The organism is Ideonella sp. A 288 (genome assembly GCF_002198735.1).
GTDB lineage: Bacteria > Pseudomonadota > Gammaproteobacteria > Burkholderiales > Burkholderiaceae_C > Pseudaquabacterium.
Genome location: NZ_MWLO01000116.1, coordinates 1 through 18019 on the forward strand (window position 1 = coordinate 1; position 18019 = coordinate 18019).

The 18019-nt window shown below is 70.7% G+C and carries 18 protein-coding genes; 3 read left to right on the forward strand and 15 right to left on the reverse strand.

Annotation, left to right across the window (positions count from 1 at the left end):
- On the forward strand, positions 1-1072 hold a 1072-nt coding region (locus tag EOINJALH_RS12135), incomplete at its 5' end, for a DUF1615 domain-containing protein (RefSeq protein WP_144289991.1).
- A 19-nt stretch (positions 1073-1091) separates the two neighbouring features.
- Here EOINJALH_RS12135 and EOINJALH_RS12140 read toward each other — a convergent pair.
- The 9 genes from EOINJALH_RS12140 to EOINJALH_RS12180 form a co-directional block, all read right to left on the reverse strand.
- Entirely contained in the window at positions 1092-1871 is a 780-nt protein-coding gene (locus EOINJALH_RS12140; protein WP_088280623.1) for a hypothetical protein, read from the reverse strand.
- Between the two features lie 217 nt (positions 1872-2088).
- Positions 2089-2850: a hypothetical protein gene (locus tag EOINJALH_RS12145; protein WP_088280624.1), complete on the reverse strand. Its 762-nt coding sequence runs from the start codon at positions 2848-2850 to the stop codon at positions 2089-2091.
- 112 nt (positions 2851-2962) lie between these two features.
- Positions 2963-4075, reverse strand: a complete 1113-nt coding sequence (locus tag EOINJALH_RS12150) for a substrate-binding domain-containing protein (protein WP_088280625.1) — start codon at positions 4073-4075, stop codon at positions 2963-2965.
- A gap of 60 nt (positions 4076-4135) precedes the next feature.
- Positions 4136-4675 (reverse strand): CoxG family protein, encoded by a 540-nt coding sequence (locus EOINJALH_RS12155; RefSeq protein ID WP_088280626.1) that lies wholly within the window; start codon positions 4673-4675, stop codon positions 4136-4138.
- 57 nt (positions 4676-4732) lie between these two features.
- Positions 4733-5935: a VWA domain-containing protein gene (locus EOINJALH_RS12160; RefSeq protein WP_088280627.1), complete on the reverse strand. Its 1203-nt coding sequence runs from the start codon at positions 5933-5935 to the stop codon at positions 4733-4735.
- 7 nt (positions 5936-5942) lie between these two features.
- Positions 5943-6935, reverse strand: a complete 993-nt coding sequence (locus EOINJALH_RS12165) for a MoxR family ATPase (RefSeq protein ID WP_199873341.1) — start codon at positions 6933-6935, stop codon at positions 5943-5945.
- 66 nt (positions 6936-7001) lie between these two features.
- Positions 7002-7790, reverse strand: a complete 789-nt coding sequence (locus tag EOINJALH_RS12170) for a xanthine dehydrogenase family protein subunit M (RefSeq protein ID WP_088280639.1) — start codon at positions 7788-7790, stop codon at positions 7002-7004.
- Between the two features lie 26 nt (positions 7791-7816).
- Positions 7817-10180, reverse strand: coding sequence for a xanthine dehydrogenase family protein molybdopterin-binding subunit (locus tag EOINJALH_RS12175; protein ID WP_088280628.1), 2364 nt, complete (start codon positions 10178-10180; stop codon positions 7817-7819).
- Positions 10181-10193: 13 nt separating this feature from the next.
- Positions 10194-10667, reverse strand: coding sequence for a (2Fe-2S)-binding protein (locus EOINJALH_RS12180; RefSeq protein ID WP_088280629.1), 474 nt, complete (start codon positions 10665-10667; stop codon positions 10194-10196).
- Between the two features lie 193 nt (positions 10668-10860).
- Between EOINJALH_RS12180 and EOINJALH_RS12185 the strand changes: the two genes are divergently transcribed.
- The gene (locus EOINJALH_RS12185; protein WP_088280630.1) at positions 10861-11865 is read left to right on the forward strand and encodes an XdhC family protein; all 1005 of its coding nucleotides are present in this window, start codon (positions 10861-10863) and stop codon (positions 11863-11865) included.
- 83 nt (positions 11866-11948) lie between these two features.
- Positions 11949-12287, forward strand: a complete 339-nt coding sequence (locus tag EOINJALH_RS12190) for a hypothetical protein (protein WP_088280631.1) — start codon at positions 11949-11951, stop codon at positions 12285-12287.
- A 48-nt stretch (positions 12288-12335) separates the two neighbouring features.
- Here the strand turns inward: EOINJALH_RS12190 and EOINJALH_RS12195 are convergent, their stop codons facing one another.
- The 6 genes from EOINJALH_RS12195 to EOINJALH_RS12220 all read right to left on the reverse strand — a co-directional run bounded on the left by EOINJALH_RS12195 (position 12336) and on the right by EOINJALH_RS12220 (position 17982).
- Positions 12336-12635: a hypothetical protein gene (locus EOINJALH_RS12195; protein WP_088280632.1), complete on the reverse strand. Its 300-nt coding sequence runs from the start codon at positions 12633-12635 to the stop codon at positions 12336-12338.
- 209 nt (positions 12636-12844) lie between these two features.
- Positions 12845-13099, reverse strand: a complete 255-nt coding sequence (locus EOINJALH_RS12200) for a MoaD/ThiS family protein (RefSeq protein ID WP_088280640.1) — start codon at positions 13097-13099, stop codon at positions 12845-12847.
- Positions 13100-13133: 34 nt separating this feature from the next.
- A complete protein-coding gene (locus EOINJALH_RS12205) occupies positions 13134-14519 on the reverse strand; it encodes an NAD(P)/FAD-dependent oxidoreductase (protein WP_088280633.1) in 1386 nt (461 codons plus the stop codon).
- A 72-nt stretch (positions 14520-14591) separates the two neighbouring features.
- The gene (locus EOINJALH_RS12210) at positions 14592-16439 is read right to left on the reverse strand and encodes an aldehyde ferredoxin oxidoreductase family protein (protein WP_088280634.1); all 1848 of its coding nucleotides are present in this window, start codon (positions 16437-16439) and stop codon (positions 14592-14594) included.
- 13 nt (positions 16440-16452) lie between these two features.
- Complete coding sequence (locus EOINJALH_RS12215) at positions 16453-16926, reverse strand: 4Fe-4S dicluster domain-containing protein (RefSeq protein ID WP_088280635.1); 474 nt, start codon at positions 16924-16926, stop codon at positions 16453-16455.
- Between the two features lie 246 nt (positions 16927-17172).
- Positions 17173-17982, reverse strand: coding sequence for a substrate-binding domain-containing protein (locus EOINJALH_RS12220; protein WP_088280636.1), 810 nt, complete (start codon positions 17980-17982; stop codon positions 17173-17175).
- Positions 17983-18019 lie beyond the last annotated feature (37 nt).

Consider the following 18019-nt stretch of genomic DNA (forward strand, 5'->3'; position numbering starts at 1 on the left):
TGCCCCCCCGCTGGTCGATGCCGGCGAGGTGCGCGCGCTGGCGCTGCGCGCCCTGCCGCCCCAACTGGCGCAGCGCACCCTCTGGGCCAGCGACATCGGCACCGCCTTTGCGGCACTCGGCATCCCCGCGCTGCCACACAAGGTGTGCGCATTGGCGGCGGTGGTCGAGCAGGAATCCACCTGGCAGGCCGATCCGCCGGTGGCCAAGCTGTCGGCCATCGCGCAGCGCGAGCTCGACCGCAAGCGCGAGCGCTTCGGCATCCCCAAGCCGGTGTTCGACCTGGCGCTGCTGAAGACCTCGCCCGACGGCCGCAGCTACCGCCAGCGGCTGGACCGGCTGCGCACCGAGCGCGAACTGTCCGATCTGTTCGAGGACATGATCCGCGAGATCCCCTTCGGCGAGCGCCTGTTCGACGGCCAGAACCCGGTGCGCACCGGGGGCTCCACCCAGGTGAGCATCGCCTTCGCCGACCAGCAGCTGCGCGACGCGCGCTACCCCTGGACGCCGCACGGCAGCGCGCGCGAGGAGGTGTTCAAGCGCCGCGGCGGCCTGTACTTCGGCGCGGCGATGCTGCTGGACTATCCGGTCTCGTACCAACGCATGCGCTCGCGCTTTGCCGACTACAACGCCGGGCGCTACGCCAGCCGCAACGCCGCGGTGCAGGCGCTGCTCGCGCAGCTGACGGGGCAGCGCATCGCGCTGGACGGCGACCTGCTGCGCTACCGCGGCAGCGAGCCGCTGCCGGTGCGCACCGACCCCAGCCAGGCCTGGCGCGCCCTGGTCGCGCTGCGCGGGCTGGACCTGTCGCCGGCGCAGATCGAACGCGACCTGCGGCTGGAAAAGCGCTTCGAGTTCGAGCGCTCGCCGACCTACCTGCGCCTGCATGCGCTGGCCGAGCAGCGCGGCCTGCAGCCCGAGCGCGAGCGCCTGCCCGACATCGAACTGAACAGCCCCAAGATCAGCCGCAAGCTCACCACCGCCTGGTTCGCCGACCGCTGCGAGCAGCGCTACCGCACTTGCCTGGCGCGCGTGACGGGCGGCGCGCCGGCCCCGATCGACGACCCGCGCTGAGCGCGCGCCGCGGTGCCGATCAACGCGCCAGCGTCACCGTCATCACCGCCTGCGCAAAACGCCCGCGCACCGACAGCAGCGGGAACAGCGTGCGGTTGGCACCGATCAGCTCACCCGGGGTCGAGGCCCGGGCGGTGAGCAGCGCCACGTCGGTGGGGCCAAAGCCGATGGCCGGGATCTGCGTGGACATCTTCAGCCGCCCGGCGCGGCTGCTGTGCCACCAGTTGGCCAGGAACGGAAACTCGCTGCCCGCAACCGGGTCGGTGACCGGGCCTTCGAGCACGTAGACGCCGTCGCGCCCGGCATCCACCTGCGCATACAGCCGCAGGCCGGCGCCGGCCGGGTTGACCTCGTAGACCAGGCCCTTGTCCAGCCGCACCGGCAGGCCGACGCCGCGCAGGCGCGCCGCCAGCCGGGCGCTGTCGGTCACGTACATCAGCGTGTAGTTGTTGATGTCGCCGGTGCCGTCGGGCGCCACGAGGTTGATGCCGATGTGCGAGACGCTGGCCGGCTCGGCCGGGCCGCCATCCACCGACACGCGCTCGCAGCGCGCCGCGCGGGCCACGAAGCCGGCCAGGCCGGGGCCCATGCTGGCCGGCGTGTAGCCCGCCGGCAGGCGCCCCTGCGCCGACGCCAGCGGCACCGGGGCCAGCCCGGCGAACTCGGTGCAGGCAGAAAACACCACGGCGAACGACGACGGATGGCGCGGGCCCTCGTCGGCCACGGCGAGCGTGGCGGACAGGGCCACCGCCAGGGCGGCCAGGCGGCGCGCGGCGTTGGGCAGGGGATGGCAGGGCATCGACAAGACCTTTCGGGGCGGATTGGCGGGGCCGCCCGCGCCGGGCCGGCGCGCCCATGGGCCCCGGGCGCGATGATGCGCAGGGCCTGCCGGCCGCACACTCCCTAGAACCGCGGTGAGCCGTGCCCGGGTGCGACCCGGCCCGGCCAGGACGGGCGGCTGCCGCGACCCGCCGCGCACGGCGGCACCCGCACCGCCGGGCCGCTGGGCAGCGCGGTCAGCGCCCGCTGCGCCACCAGTCGGCGAGGCGGTGGCCGTTGCCCGGCGCCTCGCGCGCGGCGGGGTGGGTGCGCAGCACCATCAGCCCGCCCTGCAGGTAGACCCCGTTGAGCAGGCGGGCCGCGCGTTCGCGGTCCATGCCCGGCCAGCGGGCGATGTCGGCCAGCGAGGCGATCTCGGTGCGCAGGCGCTGCAGCGCCGGCCCCAGTGCCCCGGGCAGCGGCGTGGCCTCGCGCGGGAACGAGGCCGCCAGGCGATAGGCGGCACGGCCGGCGATGTCGCCCAGCAGCGTGGTGCGCGGCGCATGCAGCGCAAAGGCCCACAGCAGGGGCAGCAGCGGCCGGTAGCCCGGGCCGTCGGCGACGCGCTCGTGCATCAGGTGGCCTGGCGGGCGCAGGCCGGGGGGTTCGACGGCGATGACCTTCAGGTCGTGGTGCCCGGACTCCATCGACGGGATCAGCGGCCGGGGCAGGTGGTAGAGGTCGCGCTGCGGGAACACGGTGAGCGGCCACACCAGGTCGCGGTGGCGAAGCAACAGCAGGGCGCTGTCGCGCTGCCGCACGCAGGCGGCCAGCACCTCGAGCGCATCGTTCTCGCGGTTCATCTGCGACAGCTGCGTCAGCTCGGCGGTCAGCGTGGTGGGCAGCGCGGTGTTGGCACTCAGGCGGGCGAAGCCGCTGTGGCCGGTCTCGGCCCGCAGGCGTTCATAGGCGCTGATGCGCCACAGCGTGGAGTCGTCGAAATCGCGCAGACTGGACATGGCGCCTCCTGGCGTCGGGCGGCGCTCGGACATCGATGCTCCCCGCAGGGTGTGCAGTATTGCGCGGCGGCGGCCGGGATGTAAACGGCGGGGGCATGGCCCCGCAGCGAGCTCAGGCCGTGGCCTTGGGCACCCTGAAATGCCACCACGGCAGGGCCTGGGTGAGCGACAGCACCTCGCCAGACTGTTGCGCCTGGTAACCCGGAAGCCGGGCCAACGCGCGCGGCCACGCCGGGTCTTCGAGCGCCTGGCGCAGCTTCTGCACCGCCGGGTGATCCAGCGCGTCCTTCAGGCAGACCAGGAAGTAATCCTCGGACACCAGCGGGATGAAATCGAGCCCGAACTGCGTGGCCGCGGCCTCGATGCCGGGGCCGACATCGCCGCCGCCGCTGGCGATGGCCGCGGCGACGGCCACGTGGCTGTGCTCGGCCGGGCCGTCGTAGCCCGCGATCGAGGCCGCCTCGATGTTCTGCTCGAACAGCAGGTGGTCCATCAGCAGGCGCGTGCCCGAGCCGGCCTGCCGGTTGACGAAGCGTGCGCCGCTGCCCACCAGGTCGGGCAGGCCGCGCAGGCGCAGCGGGTTCTGCCGCTGCACCATCAGGCCCTGGGTGCGGCGCAGGCAGCCGATGAGCTTGTGCAGGCCGGGCTTGAGCAGCGGCTTCATGGCCTTGGCGAACAGCGGCGAGCCGCCGCGCAGCGGTGGCACGTGGAAGCCGGCGACCAGGCAGCGGCCAGCGGCCAGCGCCTGCAGCGCATCGACGCTGCCGGCAAAGCGCAGCTCGATGTGCAGCCCGTGCTGCTGGCTGGCCAGGTCGCGCAGCGCGGGCAGGGCCAGGTCGTGGCTGGCGAAGATGGTCAGCACGTGCTGCGAGCCGTCCAGCGCCTCGGCCAGCACGCGCTCGAGTTCGGCGCGCAGCGCCTCGATGTGCGGCGTCAGCCGCGTGCGGGCGCGGGTCTCGGCCCACAGCAAGCGCTCGGAGAACGGCGTCAGCCGCGCCGGCTGGCCCTTGGTCCAGGTGACCAGCGGTTCGCCGAGGGTCTCTTCCCAGCGCTTGAGCGCGCCCCACACGTGGCGGTACGACGCGCCCATGGCGCGCGCGGCGTGCTGGATCGAGCCGTGCTCGTGCAGCGCCGAGAGCAGGTCGAACAGCGGGTTGTGCACGGCCGCGCCGCGTTGGCCGTCGGCCTCGAAGCTGTACTGCAGGTGGACGCCGCGGGCCTTCACCGTGCCACCTCGCCGGGGTGCGGACCGTTCATGAACCGAGGCCGAGGCAATGCACCGGACTCAGCCACCGAACAGGCGCTTCAGCCAGGCCACCAGGCGGGCGAACAGGCCGGCCGGCGCGGGCTCGGCCACCGGGGTCGGGGCCACCACGGCATAGCGCTCCTGCAGCCTGGCGTTGAAGGTCTCGAAGAACTCGGTGGCCATCTTCTGCGCCGCCATGTCGACCAGGCGCGAGCCGATCTGCGCGATCTTGCCGCCGACGCTGGCGTGGGCGGTGTAGTGCAGCACCGTCTGGGCGGCGCCGGCGGATTCGAGCCGGATGTCGGCGTGGCCCTTGCCGTGGCCGGCCGCGCCGCCCTGGCCCTCGAAGCGGATGGTGTACGAGGTGGGCGGCTGCAGGTTCTCGAGCTGCAGCTTGCCCTTGAACTTAGCCTTCACCGGCCCGATGGCAGCCATCACCAGCACCTCGTACTGGTTGTCGCCGGTGGGCGTGATGCCCTCGCAACCGGGGATGGCGGCCTGCAGCAGCGAGATGTCGTTGAGGGCCTCCCAGGCGTGGGCCTGGCCGACGGGCAGGGTCTGCTGATTCGTGAGTTCCATGGGGCGATTGTCCTGGGTGGCGGGCGGGAGCGTGGGCGGACGGTTCGAAGGGGTGGATCAGTGAGGCGCGCGCTGCGGCACGTCGTGGCGCGACAGCACGTCGACCAGTTCGCCCAGGCTCTGCAGGTTGTGCGCGGGCAGGAAGCGGTCGACGTGCGGCAGCATGGCCTTGATGCCGCCGGCGCGCGGCTCGAACCGATCGAAGCGCAGCAGCGGGTTCAGCCAGATCAGGCGGCGGCAGCTCTTGTGCAGCCGCTCCATCTCGAAGCCCAGCGCCTGCGTGTCGCCATGTTCGAGGCCGTCGCTGATCAGCAGCACCGTGGCCTGGCCCGACAGCACCCGGCGCGCCCAGCGCTGGTTGAACTCGTGCAGGCTGGTGGTGATGCGGGTGCCGCCCGACCAGTCTTCCACCGCGCGCACCACCTGGCCGACGGCCAGGTCGGGGTCGCGGCTCTTCAGCAGCCGCGTGGTACGGGTGAGCCGGGTGCCGAAGACGAAGCTCTCGACGCGCGCGTCCGCATGGCCCAGCGCATGCGCGAAGTGCAGCAGCATGCGCGAGTAGCGGCTCATCGAGCCGGAAATGTCGGCCAGCACCACCAGCGGCGCCGGGCGGCTGCGGCGCTGTCGCCAGCGCATGTCCCACAGCTCGCCGCCGTGGCGCGCCATGGCCTGCATCGTGGCGCGCCAGTCGGCGCGGCCGGGGTGGGCCGCCGGCCGGGTGCGGCGGGTGGGCAGGGGCTCGAAGATCAGCCGCAACTGCGCCAGCAGGCGCTGCGCCTGGCGCCACTCGTCGGCGGTCATGCTGTCGAAATCGGCCTTGCGAAGCAGTTCGCGGTCGTTCCAGGTGAGCTGCGCGTCGAGCTCGATCTGCTCTTGCCGGGGCTCGGGCGGTGGCTGGTTGGGCTGGTGCGGGAACAGCGCCTCGCCCAGGCGCCGGTTCTCGGGCGGCGGCGGCGTGGCACCCTCTTTCAGCTGCACCTTGGGCAGCATCAGCGCGCGCATGCGGCCCATCAGGTCGGGGTCGCGCCAGAACAGCACGAAGGCCTGGTCGAAGAGCTCGCGGTGCTCCACACGGTCGAGCAGGCAAGCCGTGAGCACGGCGTGGAACTCGCGCTTGCTTTCCAGCCCCGCCACCTGCAGCGCCTGCAGCGCCAGCTGCACGCGGTCGGTGCCCACCGGCATGCCCGCGCTGCGCAGCACGCGGGCGAAGTGCATGACGTTCTCGGCCAGCCGGCCGGTGGACGAGGGCCCGATCCGCATGACTGGGTCAGGTCACCACGCGGAGGTCCTCACGCACCTGGTCGAGCAAGCGCGCCGCCTCGCTGCCCTGCATGCGGGCGATGTCGTCCTGGTACTTCAGGAGCACGCCCAGCGTGTCCTGGATCACCACCGGGTCGAGCACCAGCGCATCGAGCTCCATCAGCGCGCGGGTCCACTCGATGGTCTCGGCGATGCCGGGCAGCTTGTACAGCTCGATCTCGCGCAGCCGCTGCACGTAGGCGACGATCTGCCGCGCCAGCTCGGGCCCGGCGCCGGGCACGCGGCGCTGCAGGATCTGCAGCTCGCGCGCCGCATCGGGGAAGCCCACCCAGTGGTACAGGCAGCGGCGCTTGACGGCGTCGTGGATCTCGCGCGTGCGGTTGGACGTGAGCACGACGATCGGTGGCACCAGCGCCTTGACCGTGCCCAGCTCGGGGATGGTGATCTGGAAGTCGGACAGCACTTCGAGCAGGAAGGCCTCGAAGGGTTCGTCGGCGCGGTCGAGCTCGTCGATCAGCAGCACCGGCGGCACCGGGTTGGCGGGGTCGATGGCCTGCAGCAGCGCGCGCTTGGTGAGGAAGCGCTCGGAGAACAGCTCGGCGGCGAGCGCGTCGCGGTGGGCGTTGGCGGCCAGCCCGATCTGGCTCTGCCTGTCGGGCTGCCCCCCCTCGGGGGGAGGAGACCACAGGCCTCCAGGGGGCTGCAATTCCGCCAGGCGGATCTCCATCATCTGCCGGCCATAGTTCCACTCGTACGCGGCCTGGCCGAGGTCGAGACCCTCGTAGCACTGCAGGCGGATCAGCGGCCGGCCCAGCATGGCCGCCAGCGTGCGCGCGATCTCTGTCTTGCCGGTGCCCGGCTCGCCTTCGAGGAACAGCGGCCGCTGCAGCCGCAGCGCCAGGTGCACGCAGGTGGCCAGCTGGCGGTCGGCCACGTAGTCGTGCGCGAGCAGGCGCGCCTGCGTGTCGTCGATGCGGGTGGGGAGCGAGGTGTCGGTCACGGCCGGTCCGAAGAAGAACGCCGCACGGCGTGCGGCGTTCTCACTGTCTCAGAAAACGAAAACGGTTCAGCTGGCGGCCACGGCGCGCCGGGCCAGCACCGGGATCAGCGCCGCGCGGTATTCGGCCGAGCCGTGCAGGTCGGTGGCCAGGCCGTCGGCACTCACCGTGGCGCCGTCCAGCGCCGCCGCCGACCAGTTGCCGGACAGCTTGGCTTCCAGCCCCTTGGCGCGGAACACGCCGGCCCCGGCGCCAGTGACGGCCACCCGCGTCCCCTGCGGCCCCTGGCTGACGAACACGCCGACGATCGAGAAGCGCGAGGCCGGCTGCTTGAACTTCTGCCACGCCGCCTTGGCCGGGATCGGGAAGCTCACCGCGGTGATGATCTCGCCCTCGGCCAGCGCGGTCTCGTACAGGCCCTTGAAGAAATCGTCGGCGGCGATGGTGCGGGTGTTGGTGTGCACCGTGGCACCCAGGCCCAGCACGGCCGCGGGGTAGCAGGCGGCCGGGTCGTTGTTGGCCAGGCTGCCGCCGAGGGTGCCGCGGTTGCGCACCTGGCGGTCGCCGATGTGGCTGGCCAGGTCGGCCAGCGCGGGGATGGCCCGCGCCACCTCGGCACTGGCCGCCACGGTGGCGTGGGTGGTGCCGGCGCCGATGCGCACGGCGCCATTGGCCACGGTGATGCCCTTGAGCTCGGCGATGGCGCCCAGGTCGACCAGCGCGTCGGGCGCGGCCAGGCCCAGCTTCATGGCGCCCAGCAGCGACTGGCCGCCGGCGATGATCTTGGCGCCCGAGGCCTTGGCGGCGCTGGCGGCCTCGGCGACGGTGGACGGATTGGAATAGGCGAAGGCTTGCATGGCGTGGGGGTTTCCTTCGAGGTTCTTCAGCGGGCGGCGGCCTGCGCCGCCTTCCACACAGTGTAGGGTGAGGCGGGCATCGGCACGTCCTTCACGCCCAGGGCGTGGCAGATGGCGTTGATCACCGCCGGCGGCGAGCCGATGGCGCCGGCCTCGCCACAACCCTTCACGCCGAGCGGGTTGTGGGTGCAGGGCGTGCCCTTGGCGGTCTCGACGTTGAAGCTGGGCAGGTCGTCGGCCCGCGGCATGGCGTAGTCCATGTAGCTGCCGGTGAGCAGCTGCCCGGTCTCGTCGTCGTACACGCCGTGCTCCAGCAGCGCCTGGCCGATGCCCTGCGCCAGGCCGCCGTGCACCTGGCCGTGCACGATCATCGGGTTGATGACGTTGCCGAAGTCGTCCACCGCGGTCATGCGGTCGATGCGGGTGTGGCCGGTGGCGGGGTCCACCTCCACCTCGCAGATGTAGGTGCCCGCGGGGTAGGTGAAGTTGCTGGGGTCGTAGAAGGCGTTCTCGTTCAGGCCCGGCTCGAGCTTGTCGTGCGGGAAGTTGTGCGGCACATAGGCGGTGAGCGAGACGGCCGCGAAGGGCACCTTCTTGTCGGTGCCGGCCACCTTGAACTCGCCGCCCTCGTAGATGACGTCGGCGTCTGAGGCCTCCATCAGGTGCGCCGCGATCTTCTTGCCCTTGGCGATGATCTTGTCGACCGCCTTGACGATGGCGGTGCCGCCCACGGCCAACGAGCGGCTGCCGTAGGTGCCCATGCCGAACAGCACCTTGGCGGTGTCGCCGTGCTCGATGGTGATGTCGTCCATCGGGATGCCCAGCCTGTCGGCCACCACCTGCGCGAAGGTGGTCTCGTGGCCCTGACCGTGGCTGTGGCTGCCGGTGAAGATGGTCACCTTGCCGGTGGGGTGGACGCGTACTTCACCTGCTTCGAACAGGCCCGCGCGGGCACCCAGCGCGCCGGCCACCGACGACGGCGCGATGCCGCAGGCCTCGATGTAGGCCGAGTAGCCCAGGCCGCGCTTCAGGCCCTTGGCCGCACTGGCGGCCTTGCGCGCCTCGAAGCCGGCCACGTCGGCCAGTTCGATGGCGCGGCCCATCGTCGCCTCGTAGTCGCCGGTGTCGTAGGTCAGGCCAACCGGCGTGGCGTAGGGGAAGGTGGTGATGAAGTTGCGGCGGCGCAGGTCGGCCGGGTCGATGCCCAGTTCGCGCGCCGCGGTCTCGACGATGCGCTCGACCACGAAGGTGGCCTCGGGCCGGCCGGCACCGCGGTAGGCGTCCACCGGCGCGGTGTTGGTGAACACGCCGTTCACCTCGCAGTAGATCTTGGGCGTGGCGTACTGGCCGGCCAGCAGGGTAGCGTACAGGATGGTGGGCACCGACGACGCGAAGGTGGACAGGTAGGCGCCCAGGTTCGCGGTGGTGTGCACCTGCAGTCCGACGAACTTGCCGTTGGCATCCAGCCCCAGCTTTACCGTGGTGGCGTGGTCGCGGCCGTGCGCGTCGGACAGGAAGGCCTCGCTGCGGTCGCAGGTCCACTTGATGGGGCGCCTGACGATCTTCGAGGCGAAGACCATCGCGGTTTCTTCGCCATACAGGAAGATCTTGCTGCCGAAGCCGCCGCCCACGTCGGGCGCCACCACGCGCATCTTGTGCTCGGGGATGCCCAGCACGAAGGCGCACATCAGCAGCCGCTCGACGTGCGGGTTCTGGTTGGCGACGTACAGCGTGTAGTTGTCGGCGTTGGGGTCGTAGCTGGCGTTGGCGCAGCGCGGCTCCATCGCGTTGGGGATGAGCCGGTTGTTGCGGTAGCTGAGCGTGGTGACATGCGCGGCGCCGGCGATGGCGGCCTCGGTGCCGGCCTTGTCGCCGATGCCCCATTGGTAGCAGCGGTTGTCGGGCGCCTCGTCGTGCACCGCCGCCGGGGCGCCGATGGCCTTGGCGCCGTCGACCACCGGGGTGAGCTCGTCGTAGTCGACCTCGATCAGCTGGCCGGCGGCCTTGGCCTGTTCCAGCGTTTCGGCCACCACCATCGCGACGCGGTCGCCGACGTAGCGCACCTTGCCTCCTTCGAATCCGGCCAGCACCGGGTGCTTGGGCTCCTTCATCGGCGAGCCGTCGAGGCTGTTGATCAGCCAGCCGCAGGGCAGGCCGCCAACGGCCTTGAAGTGCTCGCCGGTGAACACGCCCAGCACGCCCTCGGCCGCGGCGGCCGCCGTGGTGTCGAGCGACTTGATGCGCGCATGCGCATAGGGCGAGCGCAGGAACCAGGCGTAGGTCTGGCCGGGCAGCGAGATGTCGTCGGTGTACTGGCCCTTGCCGGTGAGGAAGCGCGCGTCCTCGCGCCGTTCGACGTTCTGGCCGATGAAACCTTGGCGTGCGTTCATGGATCGTGTCTCCTCAGGCCTTCATGGCGGCAGCACCCTGCTGCACGGCGGCGACGATGTTGTGGTAACCGGTGCAACGGCAGAGGTTGCCTTCCAGCGCCTCGCGCACCTGGGTTTCGCTGTGGCAACCGTGGTTCTGCACCAGGTCGACCGCGCTCATCACCATGCCGGGCGTGCAGAAGCCGCATTGCAGGCCGTGGCAGCTGCGAAAGGCCGCCTGCATCGGGTGCAGCGTGCCGTCGGCCGCCGCCAGGCCTTCGATCGTCGTGACCTTCGTCCCCTGGGCCTGGGTGGCGAGCATGTTGCAGCTCTTCACGGCCTTGCCGTCGACGTGCACCGTGCAGGCGCCGCACTGGGCGGTGTCGCAACCCACGTGCGTGCCGGTCAGGCGCAGCGTCTCGCGGATGAACTCCACCAGCAGCGTCTGGGGTTCGCATTCCTTCGTGACCGACGCGCCATTGACGGTCAGCGAGATCTTCATGCCCATGCCTCTTGTCTCCTCGAAATGTGTGATCACACGCAAGAAGGCGATGCTGCGGTGCGCGCGCCCGGTGCGCAAAGACCGCTTTCCCCTATGAAGGCGCGCGCATAGCGGGGCCGGCCGCCGCGTCGTATGCTTCCCGCTTCATAAGGGAAACCCAAGCATCGCGGTGCCGGTCGCGCCGCGCTAACTTGTCGCCATGGACAACGTCGATCTCAACGTGCTGCGCCAGGTGGCGCAGTGGCAGGCCAGCGGCCACCGCGTGGTGCTGGGCACCATCGTGCGCACCTGGGGTTCGGCCCCGCGGCCACCGGGCTCGTCGGTGGCCATCCGCGACGACGGGCTGGTGGCCGGGTCGGTCTCGGGCGGCTGCATCGAGGACGACCTGGTCGACAAGGCCCGCGCCGGCGCACTGGCCACTGGTGTGCCCGACGTGGTGCGCTACGGCATCGACGCCGACACCGCGCATCGCTTCGGCCTGCCCTGCGGCGGCATGATCGAACTGGTGCTCGAACCGGTGCTGCCGCACACGCGGCTCGATGACCTGCTGGCCCGGCTGTCGCGCGGCGAGCGCGTGCGGCGCGTGCTGACCCTGGCCACCGGCGCGGTGGACCTTCAGCCGGCCGACACCACCGACGAACTGCAGCTCACCAACACCGCGCTCACCACCCACCACGGCCCGCGCTGGCGCCTGCTGATCGTGGGCGCCGGCCAGATGACGCAGTACCTGGCGCAGATGGCCACCGCGCTGGACTACCAGGTCATCGTCTGCGACCCGCGCGAGGAATACGCCACCGGCTTCGACGTGCCCGGCGCCACGCTGCTGCGCTCGATGCCCGACGACACGGTCACCGAGTTGCAGCCCGACGGCCACACCGCCATCATCGCGCTGACGCACGACCCCAAGCTGGACGACCTGGCATTGATGGAGGCGCTGAAGAGCGAGGCCTTCTACGTCGGCGCCATCGGCTCGCGCGCGAACCAGGCCAAGCGCCGCGCCCGGCTGATCGAGCATTTCGGCCTCACCGAGGCCCAGCTCGACCGCCTGCACGGCCCGGTGGGCCTGAAGAACGGCGCCCGCACGCCGCCCGAGATCGCCGTGAGCATCCTGGCCGAGCTCACCGCCGTGCGCTACGGCTACCGCGTGCCCGAGCCGGTGATGGTGCGCGAGCAGAGCGGCGCGGCGGCGGGCTGCGTGGCCTGACCGGGCACCGCCGGGCACCCTGCGGCCGGGTCAGGTCGGCGCATGGCACCGGCAGGGGGGCCGCGCCTGCGGTACAACCGCGCATGACCACCGACGAGTACCAGATCCACATCCCGCCCTCGTTTCACGCCGTGCATGCCGACGCGCGCGGCCGCCTCACGCTGCCGATGTCGGAGTTCCGCGCGCGCTACGAGCTGTGCGAGGACATGGCCCAGATGCTGGTCGAACACAGCCAGGCGGTGCACCACGACCAGGGCGTGTCGGAAGACCTGGTGCTGTCGCGCACCCAGGCCGGCCTGTGCACCCCCGAGTCGGGCTTCAACGAGGCCGAGGCGGTGTGGGTGGTGACGCGGCTGGCGGAGTTGTTGGGGTGGGGGCCGTTTGCGCCGCCCGCGATCGGCGAATCCCGATCGGACAACTAGTCCTTCGCCACCGCCGGGCCGGTGACGCCCTGACCGAAGATCGGCCGCTCAGCCCCCGCCCCGCTGCATGTACAGATCGAAGTAACGCATGAACGCAGCGCGCTCGGCGTCGTCCAGGCCGTCGAAGGTGTAGACCACCTGCAGGCGCGGGAACTGCGCCAGGCCGAGCTTGCGCGGCGGCAGCACCTGCCAGCCCAGCGTGAGGCCGCCGGCGCCGATGCCGATGCGGGCCTGGCTGGGCGTGGACAGGTCGAGCGGGCAGTCGCGCACCGCGCCGGGCAGCCAGCCCAGCCATTCGGCCACGGTGGCGCCGTGCTCGCGCTCGAAGCGCGGGGGGAAGTCACGCATCACGGCGGGTTCTCCACGGGCTCGCGGAGCTCGCCCGGTTCGCAAGGCACGGGGCCGGTGGCATCGACGCTTCTCTCCACGGGCTCGCAGAGCTCGCCCGGTTCGCAAGGCACGAGGGCGGTGGTGTCGATGCTTCTCTCCACGGGCTCGCGGAGCTCGCCCGGTTCGCAAGGCACGAAACAGTCCTCAGGACTGTTTCGTGTCCTTGCTCACCCACCCGCAATCGGGGGCCAGATGGCCAGCACGTCACCGTCGACCAGGGTCTTGGTGGCGCGCTGCTCGGGCGGGATGAAGACGCCGTTGATCAGCACCAGGTGCACCAGCTTCGGCGGCATGTTGAAGGGTGCCACGATGTCGGCGATGGTGGCGTCGGGCGCCACCTGCATCGGCATCTGGTTGCTGCGCTGCGCGTCGGGCGGCAGGTAGTCGGTGAGGCTCGCGTAGAGCTTGAAGGTGATCGAGATGGTCATCGCGGCTCGCAGCGTGCCAGGGCCTGGGTCACTTCACATGCGCAGGGTTTTGTGCCGCCTGGGCACAGGCCAGGTAGGCGGGCATCAGCTGCGTGGGATCGGCCAGCAGGCGCTGCTTCCACTCGCTGTCCAGCTTCACTTCGCCTTCCACCAGGCCGCGCATCACGCCCACGTGCTCGGTCCAGCCGACCGAGTTGCAGCCCACCAGGCGATCGCCGCTGAACTGCAGGCTGAGGTGGCGGCCGCCGCCGGCCGCGCCGCGGTCGGTGAGTTCCACGTGCTCGCCTCCGGGCACGCCCTCCCAGTTGCCGAAGCTGGCCGAGATGAGGCCCAGCGTGTCGAGCACGTTGATCTGGGTGACGCCCTTCAGCTCGGCCTTGCGGCCGACCATGTTCAGCGCCGCCACGCGCGCCTGCTCGGCGGCGTTGGGCTGGATGGCGCTGACGATGGTCTTGCCGCTGACCTTGTCGAAGGCCTCTGCACAGTCGCCGGCGGCATAGACGCCCTCGACGTTGGTCTGCAGGTGCTCGTCGGTGAGCACGCCCACCAGGCAGCGGATGCCGGAGTGTTCGAGGAAGCCGATGTTGGGCCGCACGCCGGTGGCGCTGATGACCAGGTCGGCCTCGATGCGCTGGCCGGTGGACAGGCGCACGCTCATCGGCGCACTGGGGGCCGCGGGCGCCGGCGCCGGGGCGGGCGGCGAGGCCAGGCCAACGGCCTGGGCGATCTTGCCGAACAGGCCGGGCTCGGGCGCCGGGGCGGCGGGCGCGGCCGCGACGGGCCGATCGATGGCCTCGACGCGGGCGCCGGTGAAGACCGACACGCCCTTCTTCTCGCACCAGTCCTTGATCATGCCGCCGGCGGTGGGGCCCATCATGCGCGGCACCATGCGGTCGCCCATCTCGACGACCGACAGCTTGACGCCGCGCGCGGCCAGGGCTTCCATGATGATGCAGCCGATGAAGCCGGCGCCCATCTGCAGCACGCGGGCGCCGGGCTTGGCCAGGGCCATGATGGCGCGGGCATCGGCGAGCGTCCAGCAGGGGTGCACGCCGGCGCCATTGATGCCCGGGATCGGCGGCGTGGCCGGCGACGAGCCGGTGGCGATGAGCAGGCGGTCGAAGGGCAGCTTGGAGCCATCCTCGAGCACCACGCTGCGCTGGGCCAAGTCCACCGAGGTGGCGCGCGCGCGCTTCAGGGTGATGCGCAGCTTGCCGTAGTGGTCGGCCCCGTGGCGCAGGTGGGTGCCCTCCTCGCCCACCTTGCCGATCAGCAGGTAGGGGATGGCCATGCGCGAGTACGGCGCGTCGGGCTCGTCGCCGACGATCACGATGTCGTCGTTGGGGGCGTGCTTGCGGATCGTTTCCGCGGCGATGACGCCGGCGGGACCGGCACCCAGGATCACATGCTTCATGGCGAACAAGCCTTCTACAAAAAGACAAGGCGGTCCGAAAACCGCCTTGGTGTCAGCAGGACAACGGGACGGTCAGAGGCCGAGCTTGCTGCGCGATTGCGCGGTGAGCTGGCCGTCGCCGTCCCAGCCGCGTGCGGCGTAGTACTTGGGCAGCATCTCGGGCAGCTTGCTGACCAGGCCCTTGGCGGGGCCGGTCTTGACGGCCTCGTTCAGCAGCCGCGGCGGCAGCGTGTCGTCCTTGCTGGTGAAGCCGGCGCGGTTGTTGAAGTCGCGCTCCATGTTCCAGATGCGCTCGCCGATCAGGGCCAGGTTCTCCAGCGTGAACTCGTCGCCGCAGGCGGCGGCCACCTGCGGTTGCAGGTCGGCCAGGCCCCAGGCGAAGGTGGTGAACACGCACACGCCGGCAGCGTCGAAGGCCGCGGTGGCGTCCTGGAAGGCCATCACCAGCTCGGGCTTGCCCTCGGACACCAGCGGGTCGGTCTTGACCGGGATGCCCATCACCTCGGAGGCCACGGTGTAGCTGCGCAGGTGGCAGGCACCGCGGTTGCTGGTGGCGTAGGTCAGGCCCATGCCCTGGATGCCGCGCGCGTCGTAGGCCGGGAACTCCTGGCCCTTCACGCTCATGCTCAGCTCGGGGTGGCCGTACTTGGCGCACAGGCGCTTGGAGCCCATGCCGATCTCCTTGCCGAAGCCGACGCCCTTGGCCGTCATCTCGGTCAGTTCGACCAGCGCCTGGGCCGAGCCGAACGGCGCCTCGACCCCGAGCTGCTCCTTCGTGAGTGCGCCGATTTCGTACAGCTCCATCACCGCGGCGATGGTGGCGCCGAAGGAGATGGGGTCCATGCCCTGCTCGTTGCAGAGCATGTTGACGTACTGGATGGCTTCGAGGTCATTCACGCCGTTGACGGCGCCCAGCGACCAGGCCGATTCGTACTCGAGGCCACCCGACGCGCCCCAGTACTCGGGCTTGTTCTTGACCGAGAAGTGGTTCTGGTCGAGCTTGCTGATGCGGCCGCAGGCGATGGTGCAGCCGAAGCAGGCCTGGTTGGTCACCAGGTGCTTCTTGCCGTCGGTGGGCCGCGGCGTGGCCATGGCTTCGGCGGAGATGTCCTTGGCGCCTTCGAACTGGCTGTCGCGGTGGTTGCGGGTGGGCAGCGCGCCCACTTCGTTGATGACGTTCATCAGCACCTGGGTGCCGTAGGCGGGCAGGCCCTGGCCGGTGACGGCGTTGTCGGCGAGGATCTTCTTCTTCTCGAAGGTGACCTTCATGAACTCCTTCGGGTTCACGAGGTTGCCCACGCCCTTGGTGCCGCGCACGGCGATGGCCTTGAGGTTCTTGCTGCCCATCACGGTGCCCACGCCCGAGCGGCCGGCCGCGCGGTGCAGGTCGTTGACGACGGCGGCGAAGAGCACGCCGCTCTCGCCGGCCAGGCCGATGGAGCTGATGCGCAGCAGCGGATCCTGGTGCTGCTTCTTCAGGGTTTCCTCGGTCTTCCAGATGCTCTGGCCCCACAGGTGGGACGCATCCTTCAGCTCGACCTCGTCGTCGTTGATCGACAGGTACACGGGCTTGGGCGACTTGCCCTCGAAGATGACCATGTCCCAGCCGGCCATCTTGAGCTCGGCGCCCCAGTAGCCGCCCGAGTTGCTGCAGGCGATGGCGCCGGTGAGCGGGCCCTTGGTGACCACGGTGTAGCGGCCGCCGGTGGAGGCCATGGTGCCGGTGAGGGGGCCGGTGGCCCAGATGATCTTGTTGTCGGCCGACAGCGGATCGATCTTGGCGTCGCATTCCTCGACGTAGTACTTGGTGGCCAGACCGCGGGAGCCAAGGTACTGCTTGGCCCAGGTCATGTTCAGCGGCTCGGACTTGACCGTGCCGGTGGTGAGGTTGACGCGAAGGATTTTTCCTGCCCAGGACATGTGGTGCTCCTAATTAAACCGACGGCTGGTTGCCGAGCTTGTCAGCCCAGGCCGCCATCTTGTTGAGACCGGTCCAGTTGGCATCGATGTAGGTGATCGCGCCGGTGGGGCAGGCCGTGGCGCAGGCGGGGTCGCCGCCGCACAGGTCGCACTTCTGGACCTTGCCGGTTTCCTGGACGTAGTTGATGGTGCCGAAGGGGCAGCTGATGGTGCAGACCTTGCACCCGACGCAGGTGGTCTCGTTCACGACCTTGGCACCGGTGGCCTTGTCCACCGTGATGGCCTCCACCGGGCAGGCGTGCAGGCACCAGGCCTCGTCGCACTGCGTGCAGGTGTAGGGCACCTTGCGGCCCGTGTGGTGGAAGTCGAACACCTTGATGCGCGACTTGGCCGGGGCATAGGTGGCGTAGTTCTCATAGGAACAGGCCATTTCGCATTGCAGGCACCCGGTGCATTTTTCCGGGTTGATGTGCAGGCTTTTCTGCATGGCGTTCTTCTCCAGGGATCTCGTGGGGGGTGAGCCCTGCTCAGCACGACATGCGCGCACTCGGGGCTTATGCAATCATCTTCATACGCCGTGACGGCGGAAACCCAGGTATTACCCTATGGAGTCGAGGGAAAAATCCGGGGTTGCTCCAGGCTGGAACGACGAGACGCCGGGGGCAGGGCCCGTCGGCGTCTCTGTGGAGGTGCCCTCGGCGCGCCGCTCGGGCGCGACGGGCGCGGGGTGGCGCTACTTGCCGGCGTTCGGGAAGAACAGCTGTTCGCCGCCGATCTTGTAGGCCGCCACCGCGGACTGGCCGGCCGGCGAGACCACCCAGTCGGCGAACTGCTGCGCCATCGCCTGCTTGACGTGCGGGTGCTTGGCCGGGTTGACCACCATCACGCCGTACTGGTTGAACAGGCGCTTGTCGCCCTCGACCAGCACGGCCAGGTCGGCGCGGTTCTTGAAGCTCAGCCAGGTGCCGCGGTCGGCCAGCACGTAGGCGCCGGTGGAGGCGGCCATGTTGAGCGCCGGGCCCATGCCGCAGCCGCATTCCTTGTAGCCAGCCGGCTTGGCCGCGGCCAGGTCGACACCGGCCGCCTTCCAGTAGCGCAACTCGGCGGCGTGGGTGCCGCTCTTGTCGCCGCGCGAGACGAACGACGCAGGTGTCCCGCCCAGCTTCTGCAGCGCCGCGGTGATGTCGGCGCCACGCACCTTGGCCGGGTCTGCCGCCGGGCCGATCAGCACGAAATCGTTGTACATCACGGGCAGGCGCTTCATGCCGAAGCCCTCGGTCACGAACTTCTCCTCGGCCACCTGGTCGTGCACGAACACCACGTCGGCGTCGCCGCGGCGGCCCATGTCCAGCGCCTGGCCGGTGCCGAGTGCCACCACGCGCGCCTCGATGCCGGTGGCGGCCTTGAACTGCGGCAGCAGGTGGCCGAACAGGCCCGACTGCTCGGTGGACGTGGTCGAGGCCACGACGATGAACTTGGCGTCCTGCGCCTGCACCAGGCCGGCGGCGGCCAGCGCGGCCACCAGGCCGAGGACGGAGAGCAGGCGGCGCGTGACGGCAGGGGCGGGCCGTGCGGAAGGG